Origin of the sequence: Candidatus Villigracilis affinis, from assembly GCF_016705895.1 — a bacterium.
Lineage (GTDB): Bacteria > Chloroflexota > Anaerolineae > Anaerolineales > Villigracilaceae > Villigracilis > Villigracilis affinis.
Map to the genome: position 1 here is coordinate 1 of NZ_JADJKT010000037.1, position 18,421 is coordinate 18,421.

Below are 18,421 nucleotides of genomic sequence, written 5' to 3' on the forward strand. Positions count from 1 at the left end.
TGTATAATACCCTTTATATTGCATAACAGTCATTATACAGTCACCACCAGAATGGGGCAAGAAAAGGGTAGAAACCCCAAAAACAACTGTTGTATCAACCCAAAAACCAAAAAATCCTTAGCTTCTCGGCCGCAAAGATCTAAAAACCACCATGATCTATACGCCTTTCCTGAGCTTGTCGAAGGCATGTTTTACAACGCGGCGGCCTCGCCGTTAAATCTCCCTTCGACAGCTAACACCCCCAACAACCTGCCAACCTTCTAACCTGAAACTCGCACCTGACATCCCCCGCACCTACGCTTTCCAGTCGCTCAACCGCTCGCCCAGCTTCGTAATGCGCTCCCGCATCAGCACCGCCAAAATACCCAGCGTCAACAGGATCATCCCCGTACAACCGATCAGCACCACTGTGTTCAATCCCTTGAGCGCCGTATACAACACCGTGATCACGCCCAGCACCACGAACGCGATCGGAGTAAAGGTCAGGCTGCGCGAACGGATCACCAGCCCGTAGAACAAAACTGCGATGGATTGGAAGAACAGCACCACAAAATAGATCAACTGCTCCGTATTCGCCATCTGAATGTACGTCGTCCCCAACAGCGTCAACTGCGAAAGCATCCCCATGATGAACGTCCCCGTTTTGCTCCCCGCGCGCGTCAACAGATAATGCTGCAACAGCCCCAGCGCCGCCGCGCCCATCGAAAAGAACTGCGGCTGGTCCACCTTCAACTCGATCAAAATGATGAAATACGATAGCAGATAAAGCCCATTTGCGGGAAATCCCAGCCACACATTTCTCCGCGCGAAAGCCTCCACCGCCCAAAGTGTGGCGGCAATCGCGACAGGGATCGCCGCATCCAACCCGCCGACAATGGGTGCGGCCATCGAAATGATCACGCCCCACCCGAGGCCGCTGAAAAGCAAAGCCGTATCCCAATCTTTCGCGCGCTCGCGCAACGAAAGCCGCAGGAAAAATCCCGCCGCGTAATAGACCATCGCCACAAAAATAACAGGATGGATCCACTTCTCGACCCCGATCGCGCGAAAACCGAAAACGACAAAGAGTGGCAGGGTCAAAGTAAAAGCGTAGAGCAAATTGGGTTGGCGATAGACCAGATTGATCGTTAAGACCAGAAGCGTATAAATCCCGAAATCGAGCGTCCCAGTCTTCGCATCCGCAAAGGAAAGCAGTGCCCCGTAATTGACGATCGTCAGCAAAGCCCCCACACCGCGCACGATCCATTTCAGCGGACGCAGGTGCGCAAAGGTCAGGTGCGCGATCAGGTCGCTGCCCAGCCACACCAGGCTGTAAGCCAGCAGGTGATGGAAGGAGCGCGTGATATCGAAATCGCGCAGGATCAACAGCGCGCCAATATTGAACAGGATCGGAAGGCCGATCTCGAACCAGCCGTTGCGGGTCAGGTACATTTCAGAAGCAAACAGCACACCCACGATCAGCGCGTACCAGCCGCCTGTTTCCTTGAGCGTGAACAACGCCACGAGCGAAACCAGCGTACCCAGGATCAACGCGCAGTTTCGCAGCATACGCGACCAGCTTTCCTTTGAAAGCGCCGCCGTGCCTGCCAGGTAAAACAACGCCGCCAGCACCGTCAGCGCGGGCATCCACAGATCCAGCTCGAAATGATCCAGCGCAAACAGCACCGTCAACGCCAGATACGCCGCAGGAATGTATCCATAGAAAGCCTCGCGTTGCGCCAGGGTGTACAGCGCAAAGAAAGCACTCAGCACTGCAAAACCAATATACGCATGCTGCTGGCTATCCACGGCAAGGAACATTCCGCTTGCATACAACGTGAAAAGCACGCCATAAATGCGCGGCGCCAATCGCCAGTGTATATTCTTGTTGAAATCGTTTTTCGAGAACAGGTCGGGCAGCAGAAAGAGTACGCTTAAGCCGAGCAACAGATAGCCGAAATAGATTTCCGTTTTATCGAAAAGCGGCAGGTTGAAAAAGGCAAAATAAGCCATGATGAAGTTGAGCAGTGCCAGCGCCCACAACCACCCCCGCGCGCGGATCAAATGCAGCGCCGCATACACACACGCGACTCCCAGCGCAATGGCAAACCCCAGCGGCACGCCGTTATCGAAGGCATTGATCAACGCCAGCGTGAATGTGGGAATGCTCGCCAGCAGCATCGGCAGACTGAACTTGCGCGTCTTGTCGAACCTGTGAACTGCCTCGCTGACGACTGAAAGGATCAGCCCCCAAACCATGTGCAGCAAAGCCAGCCCCGCAATTTCCATATCGAACGCCGAGCCAATGAACCACGGAATCGGGATCAAAGCCAGCGCCGCGAACCACGAGAAGAAAATAAAGGGGACGAGAATATCTGCAAGCACGAAGAAAATGAACGCGCTTCCCCACGTGAACACCGATGCAAGATTCCAAAGTTGTGAGCTGTCCCTGTCGTAAAGCTGCACGCCAAAGACAATGATCGTCCCGCCGAGGATGAGCGCCTGTACGGCCAGTGTCGTCAGGAATAATGGCAGCGCGAATTTATCATCCTTCCACTTCTTGAGGATCCACACGCCCAGCAATCCTCCCAGCGCGGCAAGGCTGGTGACCGCGCCAAAGACCTCTGGCTCCGCGTCAAAGACATTCCCAATGCGGTAAAAGGCAACCGCAAAGGCAATGAAGCTCATCATGCTGAATACCCGCGATTCATACAGCCAGACACTGCCGCCCCAGATCAACGCCATCGAGATCGAGATCAGCACCCAATAGATCGAGCTGAAGACAGGCGAGAATTGCACCGTGTCCTCGAGCACACTCGCGGTGATGGGCAGCAGGAACGAGAACACGATGAAGAGCGCGAAACTCGGCTGCGGCAGCCGCTTGCGAATCGCAATGGAAAGTCCGCCAAAGATGAACGAGGCGATGAAAAGCACGGGCAGGCGCGCCGCGGGTGAAAGCGCCGCAAGGATCGCCGCCGAAGCCACCACGAAGAACGCGCCGAGATACAAAGCGATCTTGATGCTTGTCTCGCTCAGCAGGGTTTGGGTCAATGTGGCGCGTGACTCTTCAGGTTTCGCTTCCGCTTTGGGCGGAGGCGGCGCGGCAGGCTCAGGCGCGGAGGTTGTCTGTGGTTTGGCGCTTTCGGTCTCACTCGTCGCAGTTCGGGCCGCAGGAGTCGCGGTCCTGTCAAAGTCATATCGCTTGCGCAGCACCGCCGCCTTGACCTTGTCCAACAGGCCGAGTCTTTCCCATTCGCTGATCTCGCTCAAAATAATAAAACGACTGCCCGCTTCCAATCTATTAATGCGGCTGCGGACATGTTTCTGGGTGGCGGTGTCGAGCGCGATCAAAGCGTCCTTGCGGATGTCTGCGTTCTCATCGTGGATCGCCAGCTTCTCAAGCTCATTGCGAATGGCTTCACTGCTATAGTTGATCAGGTGCAGCTGCGAAATGGCGTTCAAGCGGCTGACATCGTCCGCACTTCGCAGGCCATCGAGAATATTCTTGAGTACATCTTCAGGGTTTTTAGATTCAGAGTCGGTCATGGGGTTTTCCGTATTCAAGGGTTCGTCGGTAAGGGGAATTGCCTCTTCCGCATTTTTTGTTTCGGGGGAGGTTGCAGTTGCTTGCGTGTAGGATTGTTGGGGTGTTTCTGCAGGCCATGTTTCGGGGGGAGAGATCGGTTCTCCCAGCCAGGTCGCCAGTTTGCATTCGTCACCATCCACCTGTTTGTTCCCCCAGGGGGTGGCCGTCATCCACACGACCAGCAGCGCAGGGACGCTGATACAGAAAGTATAGCCACCCGATTCAAATAGAAAATCAGCGATCAGGAAAAGGATCGGAATTAACGTGCGAATCCCCGCAATCAGCGCGGCTTGCAGCCCATGCCAGCGCACGAATTCACTGTCTTTGTTATTGATATATTTCAGGAGATTGAGATGCCAAAGCGCGGAACCCAGCAATGCGATCAATGCGCTCAGGTAAAAATCCACCCTGTAGGAGCACGGAATCACATTGCAAATGCCATCCCCCAGATCGGCCGCTGAGAGGAAGGCATACGTGGTGACCGTGGCCAGCGGTGAAACCCTCAGCCAGTCATACGCGCTTTTCGAAAGCCGCTTATCAGATGGTCGTTGCATCTACGAATAAAACCCTGTTTTGGTCTATTTGTTACGATTTACCCGAAATGGCACGGGCAGGCTAAATTTGAAAATTCTGTGAGCTCTGCGATGAAAATTTCTTATCCATCATTGACGTTCAAAGATTCGATAATCCCAGGCTTTCAACTCCAATTGCGTCGCATCTGCCAAATCCACTTGTGTTCCGCTCATATAGTCTGTGTATTTGCCGTGGAAAAGATGTTCGTGAAAACGCACAACCTGCGGCTCAGCCGAGAAATTGAAGACCGCAAAGACCTTGTCCTTTTCGTTCTGGCGCACAAAACTGAACACCTTGCCCTCCGCCGTGCTCGGCACGTGGATCATTCTCGCGCCCCATTTGGCATTCCATAAAGCTGTATTTTTCTTTTTCAACGCGAACAATTTCTTATACAACGCGCCGATCGGATGTTCCTTCCACGCGATCGGGTCTTTTTCAAAGAAGGCCAGCCGTTTTTCCTCGCCCGCTTCCTGACCGTTGTAAAGCAGCGGCATGCCCTCGCTGGTGACCGAAAGCGCAATGACGGCCTCCAGGGCATCGCCGAAGGTTTCGTTCATTGTCCCGTCCCATGCGTTTTTATCGTGATTGGTCACGAAGAGCATGCGCATGATGTCGAATGGGAACGCCTTTTCATTCCACGAATAATAAACATAAAGAAGCGATACATCTCCTTCACCTTTGGCGATTACCTTCAGTGTGTCGTACCAACTCCACGAGTAGGTCATATCGAAGGCCTCAGCGTGCAGGTCGCGCGCCTCCCATTCCGCCAGCATGAAAACGGGTTTGATCGCGTCTAATTCCTTGCGGACGACGTTCCAAAAATCGATGGGGACGAATCCCGCCACATCGCATCGGAATCCGTCGACATTTGCTTCGCGCACCCAGAATTTCAGTGCCTCTGCCATATACTCCCGAACCTCCACCTTGGAGTAATCCAGGTCGATGATGTCTGTCCAATCCCACCAGGGGGTTGGGTGAAAATCACCTTTCCAGCTTCGGGTATACCAGTCGGGGTGCTCGCTTACCAGCACACTGTCCCAGGCGGTGTGATTCGGAACCCAATCCAAAATGACATACATTCCCATTTCATGGGCGGTTTTCACAAAATGCTTCAGGTCTTCCATCGTTCCAAATTCATGGTTGACGCTGTAATAATCCTTTACGGCATATGGGCTGCCCAACGTGCCCTTGCGATTCTTTTCCCCGATCTCATGGATGGGCATCAGCCATAAAATATCCACGCCCAATTCTTTCAGCCGCGGCAAATGATTCTCTGCCGCTTTGAAAGTCCCTTCCTGTGTGAATTGACGCGTATTGATCTGATAGATCACCGCGTCCTTGCTCCACTCAGGGTGAGTGAGCTTGACAGGCTGAATGGGGGTGTAAGCACTGCTCATAAATGTTTCCTTATTTCAACACAACCCCGCTGCGGGCGGGAATCGTAACCTGATTTTCAGAGATCACAGGCTTGCCAAACAGCACGTGCGGTTTTTTATCGAGCGGCAATTCCAATGTTTTATCCTCATTCGAGGTGTTGAAGGCGGTTATTAGCGTTTCATTTCGATAACTTCGTGAATATGCCAGCAGTTCACCCTCCGCATGGATGCGTTTGTAATCGCCGCGCCGCAAGGCCGCATGCTCGGTTCGCAGAGTGGTGCAGGCTTTTGCGTAATCGAGCAGGTCGTGGTCCCAGCGCCCCTCATCCCACGGGAAGGATTTTCTGCATTCAGGGTCATGCTTTCCATTGACACCCACTTCATCTCCGTAATAGATGCAGGGTGCGCCAGGGATGGTGAACATGAAAAGCCAGGCCAGCTTGAGCGCAGTTTTGTCCTCGTTCACGCAGGAAAGAAAACGGGGCATGTCGTGGCTATCGAGAAGATTAAGCTGGGCATAGGTAATATCTGAGGGATAGAGGTTGAGAATGCGGTCCAGTTCATTGGCGCAATCGTGTGCATTGATTGGCCGCACGCGGTCCTTCAATCCACCTGCATGTTGAATGACAGACATATCGAGGCTGTTGGCCGCAAAGAAGTTCATTGAAGTCGTGGTGACCAGATAATTCATCACGGCATCGAATTGATCGCCCTGCAGCCAGCGCTGTGCCTCATGCCAGATTTCGCCGACGATGTACGCATCGGGGTTGATCGCGCGCACACGCCTGCGGAATTCGCGCCAGAATTCATCGTCATTGATCTCCCCGGGTACATCCAGCCGCCAGCCGTCAATGCCGAATTTGATCCAATACTCGGCAACGTCAAACAAAAATTCGCGCACTGCAGGGGTGTCAGTGTTGAACTTTGGAAGCGCGGGCAAATTCCACCATGCCCGATAGCCGATGGCGGTCAGGCTGTCTTCGTGATTCAGCGCCCTTTGCTCATGCGCAGTGGGGTAGGCCCCCCAATTCTTATGTCCCTTCAGGCGCTCTTCATCAAAATAGAACCAGTCACGATACGGCGAGGCGTCACCAGTTTCCAGCACATGGTTGAACTGCCAAAATCCGCGTGAAGCGTGGTTGAACACGCCATCCAGAATCAGCCGCATGCCGCGCTTGTGCATTTCCTTGAGCAGTTTTTTTAACGCCTCGTTGCCGCCAAGCAACGGGTCCACGTTGTAATAATCAAAGGTGTGATAACGGTGATTCGAAGCCGAAGCAAAGATCGGGTTAAGGTAGATCGCTGTGCATCCAAGTTCCTGAATGTAATCCAGTTTTTCGAGCACGCCGTACAAGTCGCCGCCTTTGAATCCATGCGTGGTTGGGGCTGAGTCCCACGGCTCAAACGGCAGTGTCGCCGCAGGGTTGCGGCTGCTTTTTGCAAAACGGTCTGGAAATATCTGGTAAAAAACTGCGTCCTTTACCCATTCTGGTGTCGACATTATTTATCCTCGTTACTTTGAAATGAGTTTCAAAACGTACATTGCATACGGATCAAGATTTTCGAACGGCTTGTATTCCTGAAAGGCTTCGCCGCTTCCAACCGGACCTGCGGCCTGCCCAGCCCCGAACAAAGTCTCCACACTGTAGGCGGATTCTGCCAGGCCTGCCCCGTTGAGGTTGATATTATATTTGCTGATTGTTTCTTTTGAGAGGTTTGCCAATATCAGAAACATTCCATTTTCATTGATTCGCAAAGCCGAATACACCGAAGGATGGCTGGATTTCAACGAAATGAGGTCGCCTGTCTGCATGGTGGGATTTGCATTGCGCAGTTGGATCAGCGCGCGGTAGTGTTCGAGCAGCGAGTCGATGGCACCTGTTTGGGCATCGACATTTATAAAAACATAATCGCTGGCAGGCGCCCGCCACGGACGGGCCGTGGAAAAGCCCGCATTTTCTCCCGAGGTCCACTGCATGGGCAGGCGGATATTTTCATCGGGCTTTTTTCCCTGCATGCCAATCTCTTCGCCGTAATAGATGAACGGTGTGCCGGGCGAGGTGAGCATCAAAAAGGCGGCCAGTTTGGCTTTGTTCACGTCTCCGCCCAATTGTGCCATGACGCGGTTCTGGTCGTGGTTAGTTAAAAACGTGGCATATTGATGATCGGGGATGGCCTTGTCGCTTACTTGCAGAGTTCTGGCGAGGTCGCCGGATTTTTCAGTATTGGCCGCTTCCAGAAAACTGGCCGCAAGCTGAAAGTTGAAAGCCAGGTCGAATTGATCGTTCTTGATGTAATTGGCGATGGTATTTAATCCGTCGCCGAACAACTCACCGACGGTCATGGCTTCGGGGTTAACTGCTTTGTAGGTGGGATAGAATTCATTTTGATACCAAAGATGAGTGGCTTCGGTATTTTCCTGCTTTACACCGTCTTCGATCAGGTGTTTGGCGGCATCCAGGCGAAAGCCATCCACGCCCACATCGGTCAGCCAGAAGGCGGCGATCTTTTTCATTTCTTCGGTGACGGCGGGGTTTGCGTAATTCAGGTCAGGCATGAAGGCTTCAAAGATGCCGTAATAGAATCCGCTGGTGGATGAATGCCAGACGCGCTCTTTCCACGGACCAGTATATTTTGGATCTGTGTTGCTCCAGATATACCAATCACGATAGGGAGATTGGGGGTCTTTTTTTGCATCCTTAAACCAGGGGTGTTTGTCGGATGTATGGTTGATGACAAGGTCAATGATGATGTGAATATCGCGTTTGCGGGCTTCTGCCACCAGATTTTTGAAATCATCCATCGTTCCATATTGCGGGTTGACATCGTAATAGTCTGTGACGTCATAGCCGTGATAGGAGGGGGAGGGGAAGATGGGCATCAGCCAGAGTGCGGTGATGCCAAGTTCCTGTAGATAGCCCAGCTTTTGGGTGATGCCGTTGAAATCCCCCGTGCCGTCGCCGTTGCTGTCGTTGAATGAGCGCACGAAAATTTCGTAGAAGACAGCGTCGCTCCACCAAATTTCAGGGGAAGTAACTGTCGTTGGCACTGGAGCAGTTGTCGGCGCGGCGGGAGCGCAGGAAGAAATGAGCAGGAAAAACAGCAGGGAGAGAAAAATCCGTTTGGTCATGACAGTCAATAGACAAAAAATATTCCCTTCCTCTCAAGGAAAGAAAGGGAATATTCAATGATGAAAGTATTATCCCTTTACGCTGCCAAGGGTGAGACCTGAGATGAGCCACTTGGAGGAGTAGAGGAAGAGCGCCATGATGGGAATGGCAATCAAAACCGATGCGGCCGCGAATTGACCCCACGAAACCGTGAATTGCTGTGCGAAGGTGAAGATGCCCAGCGGCCAGGTGAACATTTCATTCTTTTGCAAAACCACGCGTGCCACCAGATATTCGCTCCAACCGCCCATGAAAGAGAACAAGAAGGCGATTGCCAGCGCGGGTGTGGAGAGGGGCAGGATGATCTTGGTGAATACGGTCAGGCGGCTTGCACCGTCGATCAGCGCGGCTTCTTCCAGGTCAACGGGAATCGTGTCGTAGTAGCCTTTGAGGGTCCAGATCGTGAGCGGCACGGAGGTCACCGCATAGGCGATGATCAGACCCAGAGGCGTATTGATCATTTTCAATTTGGCGATCATGATAAACAGGGGAAGCAACAACATACCCGCAGGGATCATCTGCGTTGTCAGCAGGAATATAAGCCCTGCCGAACGCCCGGGAAAACGGAAGCGCGAAAACGCATACGCGCTGATCGCTGCCAGAATGACACTGATGACTGAAGTCACCGCTACAACAGAGACCGAGTTCCAGATCCACAGAAAGAAATCGGACTGGCGATTCTTTTCTGCGTCGCCGAATAATACTTCCTTGTAGTTATCCAGCGTGGCATTTTCTGGGATGATTCTGAGGTCGGTGGTCAGGAGTGTGTCATTGGGGCGCAGCGAAATGGTGACCACGCGCAAGACGGGATAGACAGCGATGACACAGGCAATGATAAGAGTCGCATGGATCAAAATGGTTTTGAAGGGGCTGTCGCCGCGTGACCGATAGAAAAACCAGCGAAAGAAGCGGGAAATTGGATTCGTTGTCATGTGATGCTCCTTATTCAGTTGCTGACTTAAGCCCATCGCTGACCCTAAGGTAAAAGAGAGTGAAGATAAACAGGATCGCAAAGATCACCAGTGCGAACATGGCAGTGAAGCCGTACCGATAAAACTGGAATGCGGCTTTATACATGGAGGAGACTAGAATATCCGTTTTCTCCTGTGGGCCGCCCTGCGTGATAAGGTAGATGATGTCAAACTTATTGAAGGTCCAGACGACGCCTAAAATGATGGCAGGGGTCAGGACGGGGCGCAGCAGGGGGAGGGTGATGTTGCGGAATTGCTGCCATCTGGTGGCGCCGTCGATCTCTGCGGCTTCGTAATATTCCTGCGAAATGCTTTGCAACCCGCCGAGAATGATGACGGACATAAAAGGAATGCCCAGCCAGATATTTGCGAGTAATACCGAAACAAAGGCCCAAAACGGATCCTGCTTCCAACTGACGGGGCCGATGGTGGCTGCCAGCCAGGCGAAACCATTTCCGATCCCTATGATATTTGCCGTGTTTTGACTGACCGTGGTCAACCAGGTGTTGAGGTTGCCCAGCAGAATATTGAACAAGCCGTAGCGGCTGTCAAATTCACTGCGTAATGCCATGGCTGCAATCGTGGTAGGAATCGCCCAGGGAATGACGAGCAAGGTGCGATAAAACCCTTTGAACTTCAAGGGTCTGTTCAGCAGGATGGCCAGCCCCATGCCGCCCAAAACGTGAAAGGTGACGTTGATAACCGTCCACAGGATCGTGCGCCAAAACACCTCGAAGAATTTCGCGTCTTTCGCGACGGTGCCTGTGAAGAGCATCTTGAGATTTTCCCACCCGAAAAGCAGGCTGTATTGGGCATTTTTAGTTGCCTGAGTTCCAAGCGATGCATTGGAGAATGCGAGTTTGATCTCGAAAAGGAAGGGGTAGATGATCAGGAAGAGCACGCCAATAAAAGCGGGCATAATCAGCAGGTAAGCCAGCCCTACGCGGCTGTTTCGTGGTTTGCTGGCGAATTGAATAATTGCATACAGTACCAGAATACCGAGGGCAAAGATGATGCCTGCGACCATTTTTGCCGAGTCTTTTGTCGCAACCTTTGAGCTGATGAGGGACTTTTGAAGGTTCGCAAACGAGTTCACGGGCATGTTTACAAACTTGCCGATAGCGCTGTCGCCGAGTTTGATTAGGTCGGTTAGATTGAAAAAGTAAATGATGAACGTAAAGGTGAGGAGACCCATCGCAACCTGGATGGCTCTTGTTACGATTGTCGCTGTGCGGTTAAGCGGCTGGCGGAAGAAAATTTGATAAAAATAAATTTCGATGATTGCAAGTCCGCCCAGGATTGCAAAAAGAAAGCCTCCAATTTCCTGAAGCCGCTCACCTATAATCTTACTGCTTAAGGTGATGCCGTCTGAGAAGGGAGCGATCAACGATGATAGAACGAAATAAATCGAGACGATTGCAGCGATCCATAGGATGTTGGGCAGGTTTCGTCGCAGGAAGTTATCGCTTTCCATAATAAACCTCTTTTGTTTGTTCGCCATGAAAAACAGGGCAAGTCTTCAAGAATATCAGAGTAATTCGACGCCAAGTGTGAAAATTATAAAGCTTGAAGCTTATGCTGATTGAAAATAGGATGGGGAGCGTCACGCTCCCCATCCTATTTTATTGCAGGAATACTATGGGGTGGTTCCGAGGGTAACTACACAGGCATCAGCAGCTTCCTGAGCGGCGACGGCGGCATCTTCAGGAGTGACAGTGCCGGCCATTACGCCTTCGAGGTTCGGGCGCCATGCATCCCATGCGCAACGCATTTCGGGAGCGGCAGGCTGACCGCGGCCAACAGCGAGATCGGCCATAGAGCCAGCAAGGATCGGGTCACTTGCAATGCTCGGATCCTTGGCAACTTCGGCGTTGGAAGGAAGGCGCTTGTATTCATCAAGCCACTTCTTCTGAACTTCAGCGGAAGTCATGTAGGTGATGAACGCGGTGACAGCTTCCTGGCGGGCGGCGTCATCGAGGACGGCCTTGGAGACCATGAAGTACTTGCCAGCGGTCATTTCGGTGTAGGGGTTGCCGTTGATGGTGGGGACGGGGGCAACACCGAGGTTTTCACCGAGAGCGGTGGTGTAATCGCCGAGAGACCAGTCGCCATTGATGATCATGGCGGCTTTGCCTTCCTTCATCAGGGTGTCGGCGCAGGCATAATCACATTCAGCGGGCACAACGCCGTCGGTCTTGAGGGAGGCGACAAAGGTCAGATAATCGATGAAAGCCTGGTTGTTGAACTGAGGCTGATCGTTCTCATCAAGAGGCCATCCGCCGAAAGCGCCATAGAAGCCAGCACCCCAGAAAGGCTCATTGAGGTTGTAGGCGAAGCCCTGGACATCACCAGCGGTGAGTTCCTTGGAAACGGTGATGAGTTCTTCGAAAGTGGCAGGGGGTTCAGCGATCAGGGATTTGTTGTAGATCAGCATGAGGTGATTGCCATAGTTATCGGGAACGCCCCAGAGGGTGCCGCCAACTTTGGCGGGGTCAAGAGCGCCGGGGAAGAACTGGCCGAGGAAGGCATCATCGTACAAAGCATCGACGGGGGCGATGATGTCGAGGGTGCTGAAAGGACCAGCGAAATCGTTCGGTACGCGAACGACATCGGGAGCAGCTTCAGCGAGGGAAGCGGTCTGGAACTGGTCACGGAGAGCTTCGTTCTCGTAGTGAGTGCGCTCAACGGTGATGTTCGGGTTGGCGGCCTGGAAATCAGCGATCAAACCGTCAATGAACACGTCTACATCCTCGCCTTCCTGTTCCCAGAAAGTGATGGTGACGGGTTCGGCAGCGGGGGCTTCGGTAGCAGCAGGTGCTTCAGTAGCGGGGGCCTCAGTGGCAGCGGGTTCTTCAACAGCAGGGGCCTCGGTCGCAGGAGCGCCGCAGGCAGTGAGGACCATGCTGGCCACCACTAACAAGCTAAACAACAAACTTAATTTGGTTTTCATTACTCTTCTCCTTACTTAATAGGTGATTTTGTTGATTGGTATTGAACGATCATTTCATGATTTGTGTATGTTTGTTTTTCTGAGTGCAGACGATCACCTCCTTTTATTCACTTGTGGATGCCTGTTTTATTTCAGACGGAAATGAATTCCGCGAAACAGGATTTTTCTTTTCAATTGCGTCGTGTATGGCAATATTCACTGCCTGCACGGTAGCGCCCATTAATGATGATCTTCGTCCCAGCATGGCGGTTGTGATGTGTACGCCGCGCCCGGAAGCCCGCAGGGAACGTTCGCCTACAGCCTGACGGATCGAGGTTGTCAGCAAGTCGCCGGATTGTGCGACACCACCACCGATGATCACCGCCCCCGGGTTGAATAAATTGACCAAGCCTGCAATGGCGATACCAATAAATGTGCCGGCGCGCATAATGATGTCCTGCGCTGGCAGGTCGCCGCGTCGCGCGGCTTTTGCAACTTCCTGTGCTGTCAGGTTTTCCATGGGTATGCTGGATAGTAAGGTTCGCTTGCCAGATTCAACCAATTTTTTCGCTTGAAGGGCAATGGCGTGTCCGCCAGCAAAAGCTTCCAGACAGCCGTGGTTTCCGCATGTGCAAAGCGGTCCATTTTCATCGATTGTGATGTGACCGATTTCACCCGCAGAACCGGTGGTGCCGCCATAGATCTGTTGATTGATGATCAATCCTGCGCCGATGCCGCTTCCCACTTTTATGAATGCGAGATTTTTTTCACCACGTCCCGCACCGTAAGCCCATTCGCCCAACGCGCCCAATTCAGCATCGTTGTTGAGTGAAATGGCGCACCCCAATTCCTGTTCAAGGGTTTTGCGGATCGGATAACCATCCCAGCCTGGCATAATTGGAGGAGAGACGACCATACCTGCATCTGTGATGACCGGGCCTGGGACGCCGATCCCAACAGCCATTAATTGTGACTGGCTAATTCCATTTTCAGCCAATAATTCCTTCAAGCTGCGACTGACTTCAGGCATGCAAATCTGAGGTCCGTTTCGTATATCCAATGGAAGGCTTTTTTCTGCAATGATCTTTGCAGAAAAATCAGCAATGGCAATATTCATATGGGTGGCGCCCATATCTACAGCTGCCACGAGACCACGCTTTGGATTGATCTCCAACACTACAGGCGGGCGTCCGCTTGGAATGGCGCGGCTTTCAGCTTCGAAAATAACCTCGTTTTCGATCAGATCGTTCACGATCAAAGTTACTGCAGCACGTGTTAAACCCATTTGTTCCGCAAGATCTGTCCTGGAGATGCCGTTGGAGGCAAAACGAATCAAATCTACTGCAGAATGTTTGTTAAAATTCTTAATATTCTGGTTGGTGGGTATCCAATAAAACATCGGTTTTATGCTTGTTTTTTTCGGGCGTTTTTTTTTTTGACTTTTTTTATAATAGCACAATTCCTTATTAAATCAAGTCTTTTAACAAAATTCCACCTTAAAATTTTTATACTTAAATAAAAAGCAGGCTGGAGAAGAAATCCAGCCTGCTGGCAATCTTTGGTTATCTGGTTTCGATTATCGAATGGCTTTTTCGGTTTCGGCGTCGAAAATGTGGAATTTGTCCATGTCAAAAATGAACTGAGTCTGGCTTCCGACACGCAATTTTGAGCGGGGGTCAACCCGACCGACGTAAGTGTTCTTTCCACTCACGAGGTAGAGCAGGGTTTCGTTACCCATCAATTCGGTGACATCCACCTTGGAAGCAACCTTCTCGCCGTGGATGTTGTTCGGGGCGAATTCAGGGTCGTGGATGTTCTCAGGGCGGATGCCGAAGACAACACTCTTGCCTTCCATGTTCTTATACGGGCCAGAGAGGCTATCGGGAATCTGAACCTTGAAATCTTCCGTATCCACAATCATGCTGTTGCCGCTCTTTACGATCTTGGCGGGGAAGAAGTTCATGGATGGGGAACCGATGAAGCCAGCCACGAACAGGTTATTCGGGTGGTCGTACAAGTTTTGGGGGGTGTCCAACTGCTGCAAGTCACCCTTGTTGATGACGGCGATGCGGGAAGCCATGGTCATGGCCTCGGTTTGATCGTGGGTCACGTAGATGAACGTGGTCTGCAGGCGCTGATGAAGCTTGCTGATTTCGGCACGCATCTGCACGCGCAATTTCGCGTCAAGATTGGAGAGCGGCTCATCGAACAGGAAGACCTTCGGTTCGCGGACGATTGCGCGACCTACGGCCACACGCTGGCGCTGACCGCCGGAGAGCTGGCGGGGTTTGCGCTGGAGCAGGTCTTGAATGCCCAAAATGTCTGCGGCTTCACTGACACGGCGTTTGATCTCTTCCTTCGGGGTCTTGCGAAGTTTGAGGCCAAAGGCCATGTTATCGTACACCGAAAGGTGCGGGTAGAGCGCGTAGGATTGAAATACCATGGCAATATCACGATCTTTGGGCGCCACGTCGTTCACAAGGCGATCGCCGATCTTGATTTCGCCGCCGGTGATCTCTTCCAAACCAGCGAGCAGACGCAGGGCGGTGGTCTTACCGCAGCCTGAGGGGCCGACTAAAACAAGGAATTCCTTGTCCTGAACCTCGATATCGAGGCTGTTGATGATCGTCAGATCACCAAACTTTTTATGAACTTTCTCGAATGTAACGCTTGCCATGGTATCCTCCAGTCAAAAGAATATAGTGGCGTAATTATAAACCCGTAAAAGAACTTATACAATAACGAGTTTTCCGCTTTTAGCCGATTCGAGCAGAGCCAGGATCACTGCGGTATTATTGCGGCTGTCAGCCAGTGAGACTCGAGGAGACTTACCCTGCAAGACCGCATCGCACATGTCATCCACTTCTCCCATATAAAGCTCGCCGCCTCTGATGTTGATCGTTTTTTCCTTGTCCTCTTGAATTAATTGCACTGTATTAGTTTTTCCGGGCTTGAACGGGTTGGATATCTTCAATACGCCTTTCGAACCCACGATCTCCAAATATGAGCGATGTGGACATCTAAAACTTGAATCGAATTGCATGTGGATGTCGTTCTTGAATCGCATTTGACCGACGAAAACTTCATCGCTTCCACCTTCACCTGTAACCTGCCAGCCAAATACGTCAACAGGTTCAGCGCCGACAATGGTTCGGGCGTATGAAATGGGATAACAGCCCACATCCCAAATACTTCCACCGCCCATTTCTGTCATCCAACGATAATTGCCTTCGCGTTCAAGCTTGAAGCTGAAGGCGCCTTTGATGAGTTGAAGTGTGCCAAGCTCACCGCTATCGACGATCTCTTTTACTTTTATCGTTTGTTCATGGTGACGATACATGAAGGCTTCAGCCAATACCTTGCCAGTCTCTTTCGATGCAGCGATCATCGCATCGACTTCTTTCAGTGAAACAGCAAAAGGTTTTTCGCATAAGACATGTTTGCCCGCACGCAGGGCTTTGATCGTCCATTCGGCATGCAGGTGATTGGGCAGGGAATTGTAGATCACATCGATCTCAGGGTCGTTGAGCAGGGCTTCATAGCTGCCGTGTGCGCGTGGAATTTTCCACTCGCGGGCGTATGCTTCGGCTGAAGAAATGTTCCTCGAAGCAACGGCCAGTAAGCGGGTCCGTTTTGAAGCGTTGAGAGGTTTGATCAAGGCTCGGTTTATTTTTGCGGTGGAGAGCAATCCCCAGTTAAGTATTCTTTCCATTTCGTTTTCCTTTCTCTAAAATATATACGGCGACAAGCATGAGGGCGGCGAAGATGATGCCAACAGAAAAACCCAATTGCAGGCCTAACAGATCGCTTACCCAGGCAATGACCCATGGGCCGATCAAGCCGCCCAGACCCGCAAAGGTAAAAAGGATGCCAAGAATTGAGTTTGTGTTTTCAGGATGATCAACTGACACGGCTGCTGTGAAAGTTGGGAAGATGATCGAAAAGAAAAGCCCGGTGGTGGGGAGAAGAAAACTGAAGTCTGTGAATATGCCTGCTGCAATACACACAAGCGACCCGATGGATGCAAACAGGATCGCTCGTAAATATCCGAGCCGCTGAACGACAAATCCACCGCCAAGCCGACCGAGCATTAGCATTGCAAAAAACAGGGAAAGCGTTTGTGTGCTTGATGCCACGCTCGCCCCACGGATCTCCTGAAGAAATGTCACCAGCCAGGACGACATTCCAATCTCGGCGGCAACATAAAAGGCGATTGCAAAATAGAACCAGGGCAGGTCACCTTTGAATGCGATCTGGGCGATGTGCTTGAAATCGATGCTGTTTTGTTCCTTCGATTTGGGAAAACGAACGAAAGAAAATAAAAAGATGAACAGCAGGATCAAGGCGATATCCCAGCGATAGATTCCGCGCCAGGTCACATTGATGGAAAGTAACCAACCTGCGAAAAGCGGCGCAAGCAGCGAGCCTAGTCCATGCATGACCGCCATGAGATTTAAGAAGAGCCCTCTCTTTTCTGGATGAGCCTCCACGATGGCGGCGTTCGCCCCGAGTTCAATCGCTCCGAGTCCCAGCCCGATGAGGAAAAGAGAAATACCCAGCCAAACCGCGCTTTGAAAGGAGCTATATCCGGTGACACCGACTACCAGAAGGAGCCCGGCGATAACAAGCACTGTTTTTAACCCGAATCGATCTGCAAGGAGACCGGCAATAAAGGACGTGATCAGAAAACCAAAGTATTGGCCGAAGAAAATATTTCCGCTTGTGCCGTAATTGATGTTCAGTTCTGCGATCATGGCTGGCAGGGTGGGACCTTTGAGATTGTCGGTAAAACCGAAAACGAAAAAGGAGAGGAAGCACCCTGCTGTCAGAAGAAGGATTGTGTTTTTTGAGGTTTTAGTTTGCATGATGATGGAAATTATACTGGCTATGGTTTGGATGTATGCGTTAATTGTTAGATGAGATTAAAAATAAAAAATCCCGGTAATTGTTCGATCTTCACCGGGATTGAGAGTTTATGAAACCGCCAGCATTTTCTGGACATTCCTGGGCAGGATATCCGTGTCAGAAAACATATCCCATGTCTCAGTATGTGTCACTGATGCGTTAGGCTCCAGCTTTGTAAGCGGGGCGAGGCTTTCAAGTTCTATAAATAGATCTCCGCAATAGATCTCTGCGTTGCAATTATTGTCTGGGTATGTCAAGCCTATTTGTGTTTCGAATGTCTTGCGAAATAAAACGCCGTCCAGCCAATAGGCCAGCCAGCCGTGCGGATTGAAGTAACCGATCTTGAAGGGCGGCAGGGCTGCTTCTGCTTTGAACAAAATAAATTCATCGCCCAACTTGAGTCGCGGATCGTTGATGCGCGTATAAGGCCAAAGTGAAAATTGGCGGTTGTGAAGCAAGCCCGCCGGATCAGCATTTCCAACTGGCATGGGCAAAATCGCTGTGCCGCCCAGGCGGAATTGAGTGATCGCCCATGGGGCCAATTCCACGGGCCACAATCCATCATTGATGAGAGTGTGCGTCAGAGTGGCGGACGGCTTATCTGCCGCAAGATGAATTTCAATGCGCTTGCGAATGCCCGTCCCTGGTTCTGTTTGCGTTTCAAGGATCACGCCGTCCGGCAGGTCGGTAATTGTCATTTCGCCCGTATCTGGCGCGTACGTGCGCGGCATGGCCTCTGGCGAGTGCCACAAGCGATGTCCGCCGCGAAAATGAAAATCACCCCACGGTGTTTGGATGGGAGGCGTACCGCCGATATCTGCGAGCATGTTGGGCTTGCCCGCGAGGGAAAGCCCCATGATCCGCTGGGAAGCCGTGAAGTATTCAATTTGCAGAAAGTCGTTTTTCAAGGCGCGTTTATTCATTATGATTAA

General features: G+C 51.6%; 13 protein-coding genes. 1 reads left to right on the top strand and 12 read right to left on the bottom strand.

What is annotated here, in order from left to right:
* Positions 1 to 264 (top strand): hypothetical protein (locus IPI86_RS18820; RefSeq protein ID WP_345299560.1); only part of this gene is annotated, 264 nt, incomplete at its 5' end.
* 30 nt (positions 265 to 294) lie between these two features.
* On the opposite strand, the gene IPI86_RS18825 is transcribed toward IPI86_RS18820, so the two are convergent.
* From IPI86_RS18825 to IPI86_RS18880, 12 genes are all read right to left on the bottom strand, one after another.
* Positions 295 to 4,119, bottom strand: a complete 3,825-nt coding sequence (locus IPI86_RS18825; RefSeq protein WP_345299561.1) for a hypothetical protein — start codon at positions 4,117 to 4,119, stop codon at positions 295 to 297.
* Between the two features lie 108 nt (positions 4,120 to 4,227).
* Positions 4,228 to 5,535, bottom strand: coding sequence for an alpha-amylase family glycosyl hydrolase (locus IPI86_RS18830; RefSeq protein WP_345299562.1), 1,308 nt, complete (start codon positions 5,533 to 5,535; stop codon positions 4,228 to 4,230).
* A gap of 10 nt (positions 5,536 to 5,545) precedes the next feature.
* A complete protein-coding gene (locus tag IPI86_RS18835) occupies positions 5,546 to 7,015 on the bottom strand; it encodes a glycoside hydrolase family 13 protein (RefSeq protein WP_345299563.1) in 1,470 nt (489 codons plus the stop codon).
* A gap of 12 nt (positions 7,016 to 7,027) precedes the next feature.
* Entirely contained in the window at positions 7,028 to 8,644 is a 1,617-nt protein-coding gene (locus tag IPI86_RS18840; RefSeq protein ID WP_345299564.1) for an alpha-amylase family glycosyl hydrolase, read from the bottom strand.
* Positions 8,645 to 8,713: 69 nt separating this feature from the next.
* Positions 8,714 to 9,616: a sugar ABC transporter permease gene (locus tag IPI86_RS18845; protein ID WP_345299565.1), complete on the bottom strand. Its 903-nt coding sequence runs from the start codon at positions 9,614 to 9,616 to the stop codon at positions 8,714 to 8,716.
* A gap of 10 nt (positions 9,617 to 9,626) precedes the next feature.
* On the bottom strand, positions 9,627 to 11,129 hold the full coding sequence (locus IPI86_RS18850) for a sugar ABC transporter permease (protein WP_345299566.1): 1,503 nt from the start codon (positions 11,127 to 11,129) through the stop codon (positions 9,627 to 9,629).
* 162 nt (positions 11,130 to 11,291) lie between these two features.
* Positions 11,292 to 12,605: an extracellular solute-binding protein gene (locus IPI86_RS18855; protein ID WP_345299567.1), complete on the bottom strand. Its 1,314-nt coding sequence runs from the start codon at positions 12,603 to 12,605 to the stop codon at positions 11,292 to 11,294.
* Positions 12,606 to 12,708: 103 nt separating this feature from the next.
* Positions 12,709 to 13,869: an ROK family protein gene (locus IPI86_RS18860; protein ID WP_345299568.1), complete on the bottom strand. Its 1,161-nt coding sequence runs from the start codon at positions 13,867 to 13,869 to the stop codon at positions 12,709 to 12,711.
* Positions 13,870 to 14,160: 291 nt separating this feature from the next.
* On the bottom strand, positions 14,161 to 15,261 hold the full coding sequence (ugpC, locus tag IPI86_RS18865; RefSeq protein WP_345299569.1) for a sn-glycerol-3-phosphate ABC transporter ATP-binding protein UgpC: 1,101 nt from the start codon (positions 15,259 to 15,261) through the stop codon (positions 14,161 to 14,163).
* A gap of 54 nt (positions 15,262 to 15,315) precedes the next feature.
* Entirely contained in the window at positions 15,316 to 16,296 is a 981-nt protein-coding gene (locus IPI86_RS18870) for a Gfo/Idh/MocA family oxidoreductase (RefSeq protein WP_345299570.1), read from the bottom strand.
* Entirely contained in the window at positions 16,280 to 17,449 is a 1,170-nt protein-coding gene (locus IPI86_RS18875) for an MFS transporter (protein WP_345299571.1), read from the bottom strand. Before IPI86_RS18875 ends, IPI86_RS18870 begins: the two co-directional genes overlap by 17 nt.
* A 108-nt stretch (positions 17,450 to 17,557) precedes the next feature.
* Positions 17,558 to 18,412 carry a hypothetical protein gene (locus tag IPI86_RS18880; protein WP_345299572.1) on the bottom strand — a complete coding sequence of 285 codons (855 nt, stop codon included), beginning with the start codon at positions 18,410 to 18,412 and terminating at the stop codon, positions 17,558 to 17,560.
* Positions 18,413 to 18,421: the final 9 nt, after the last annotated feature.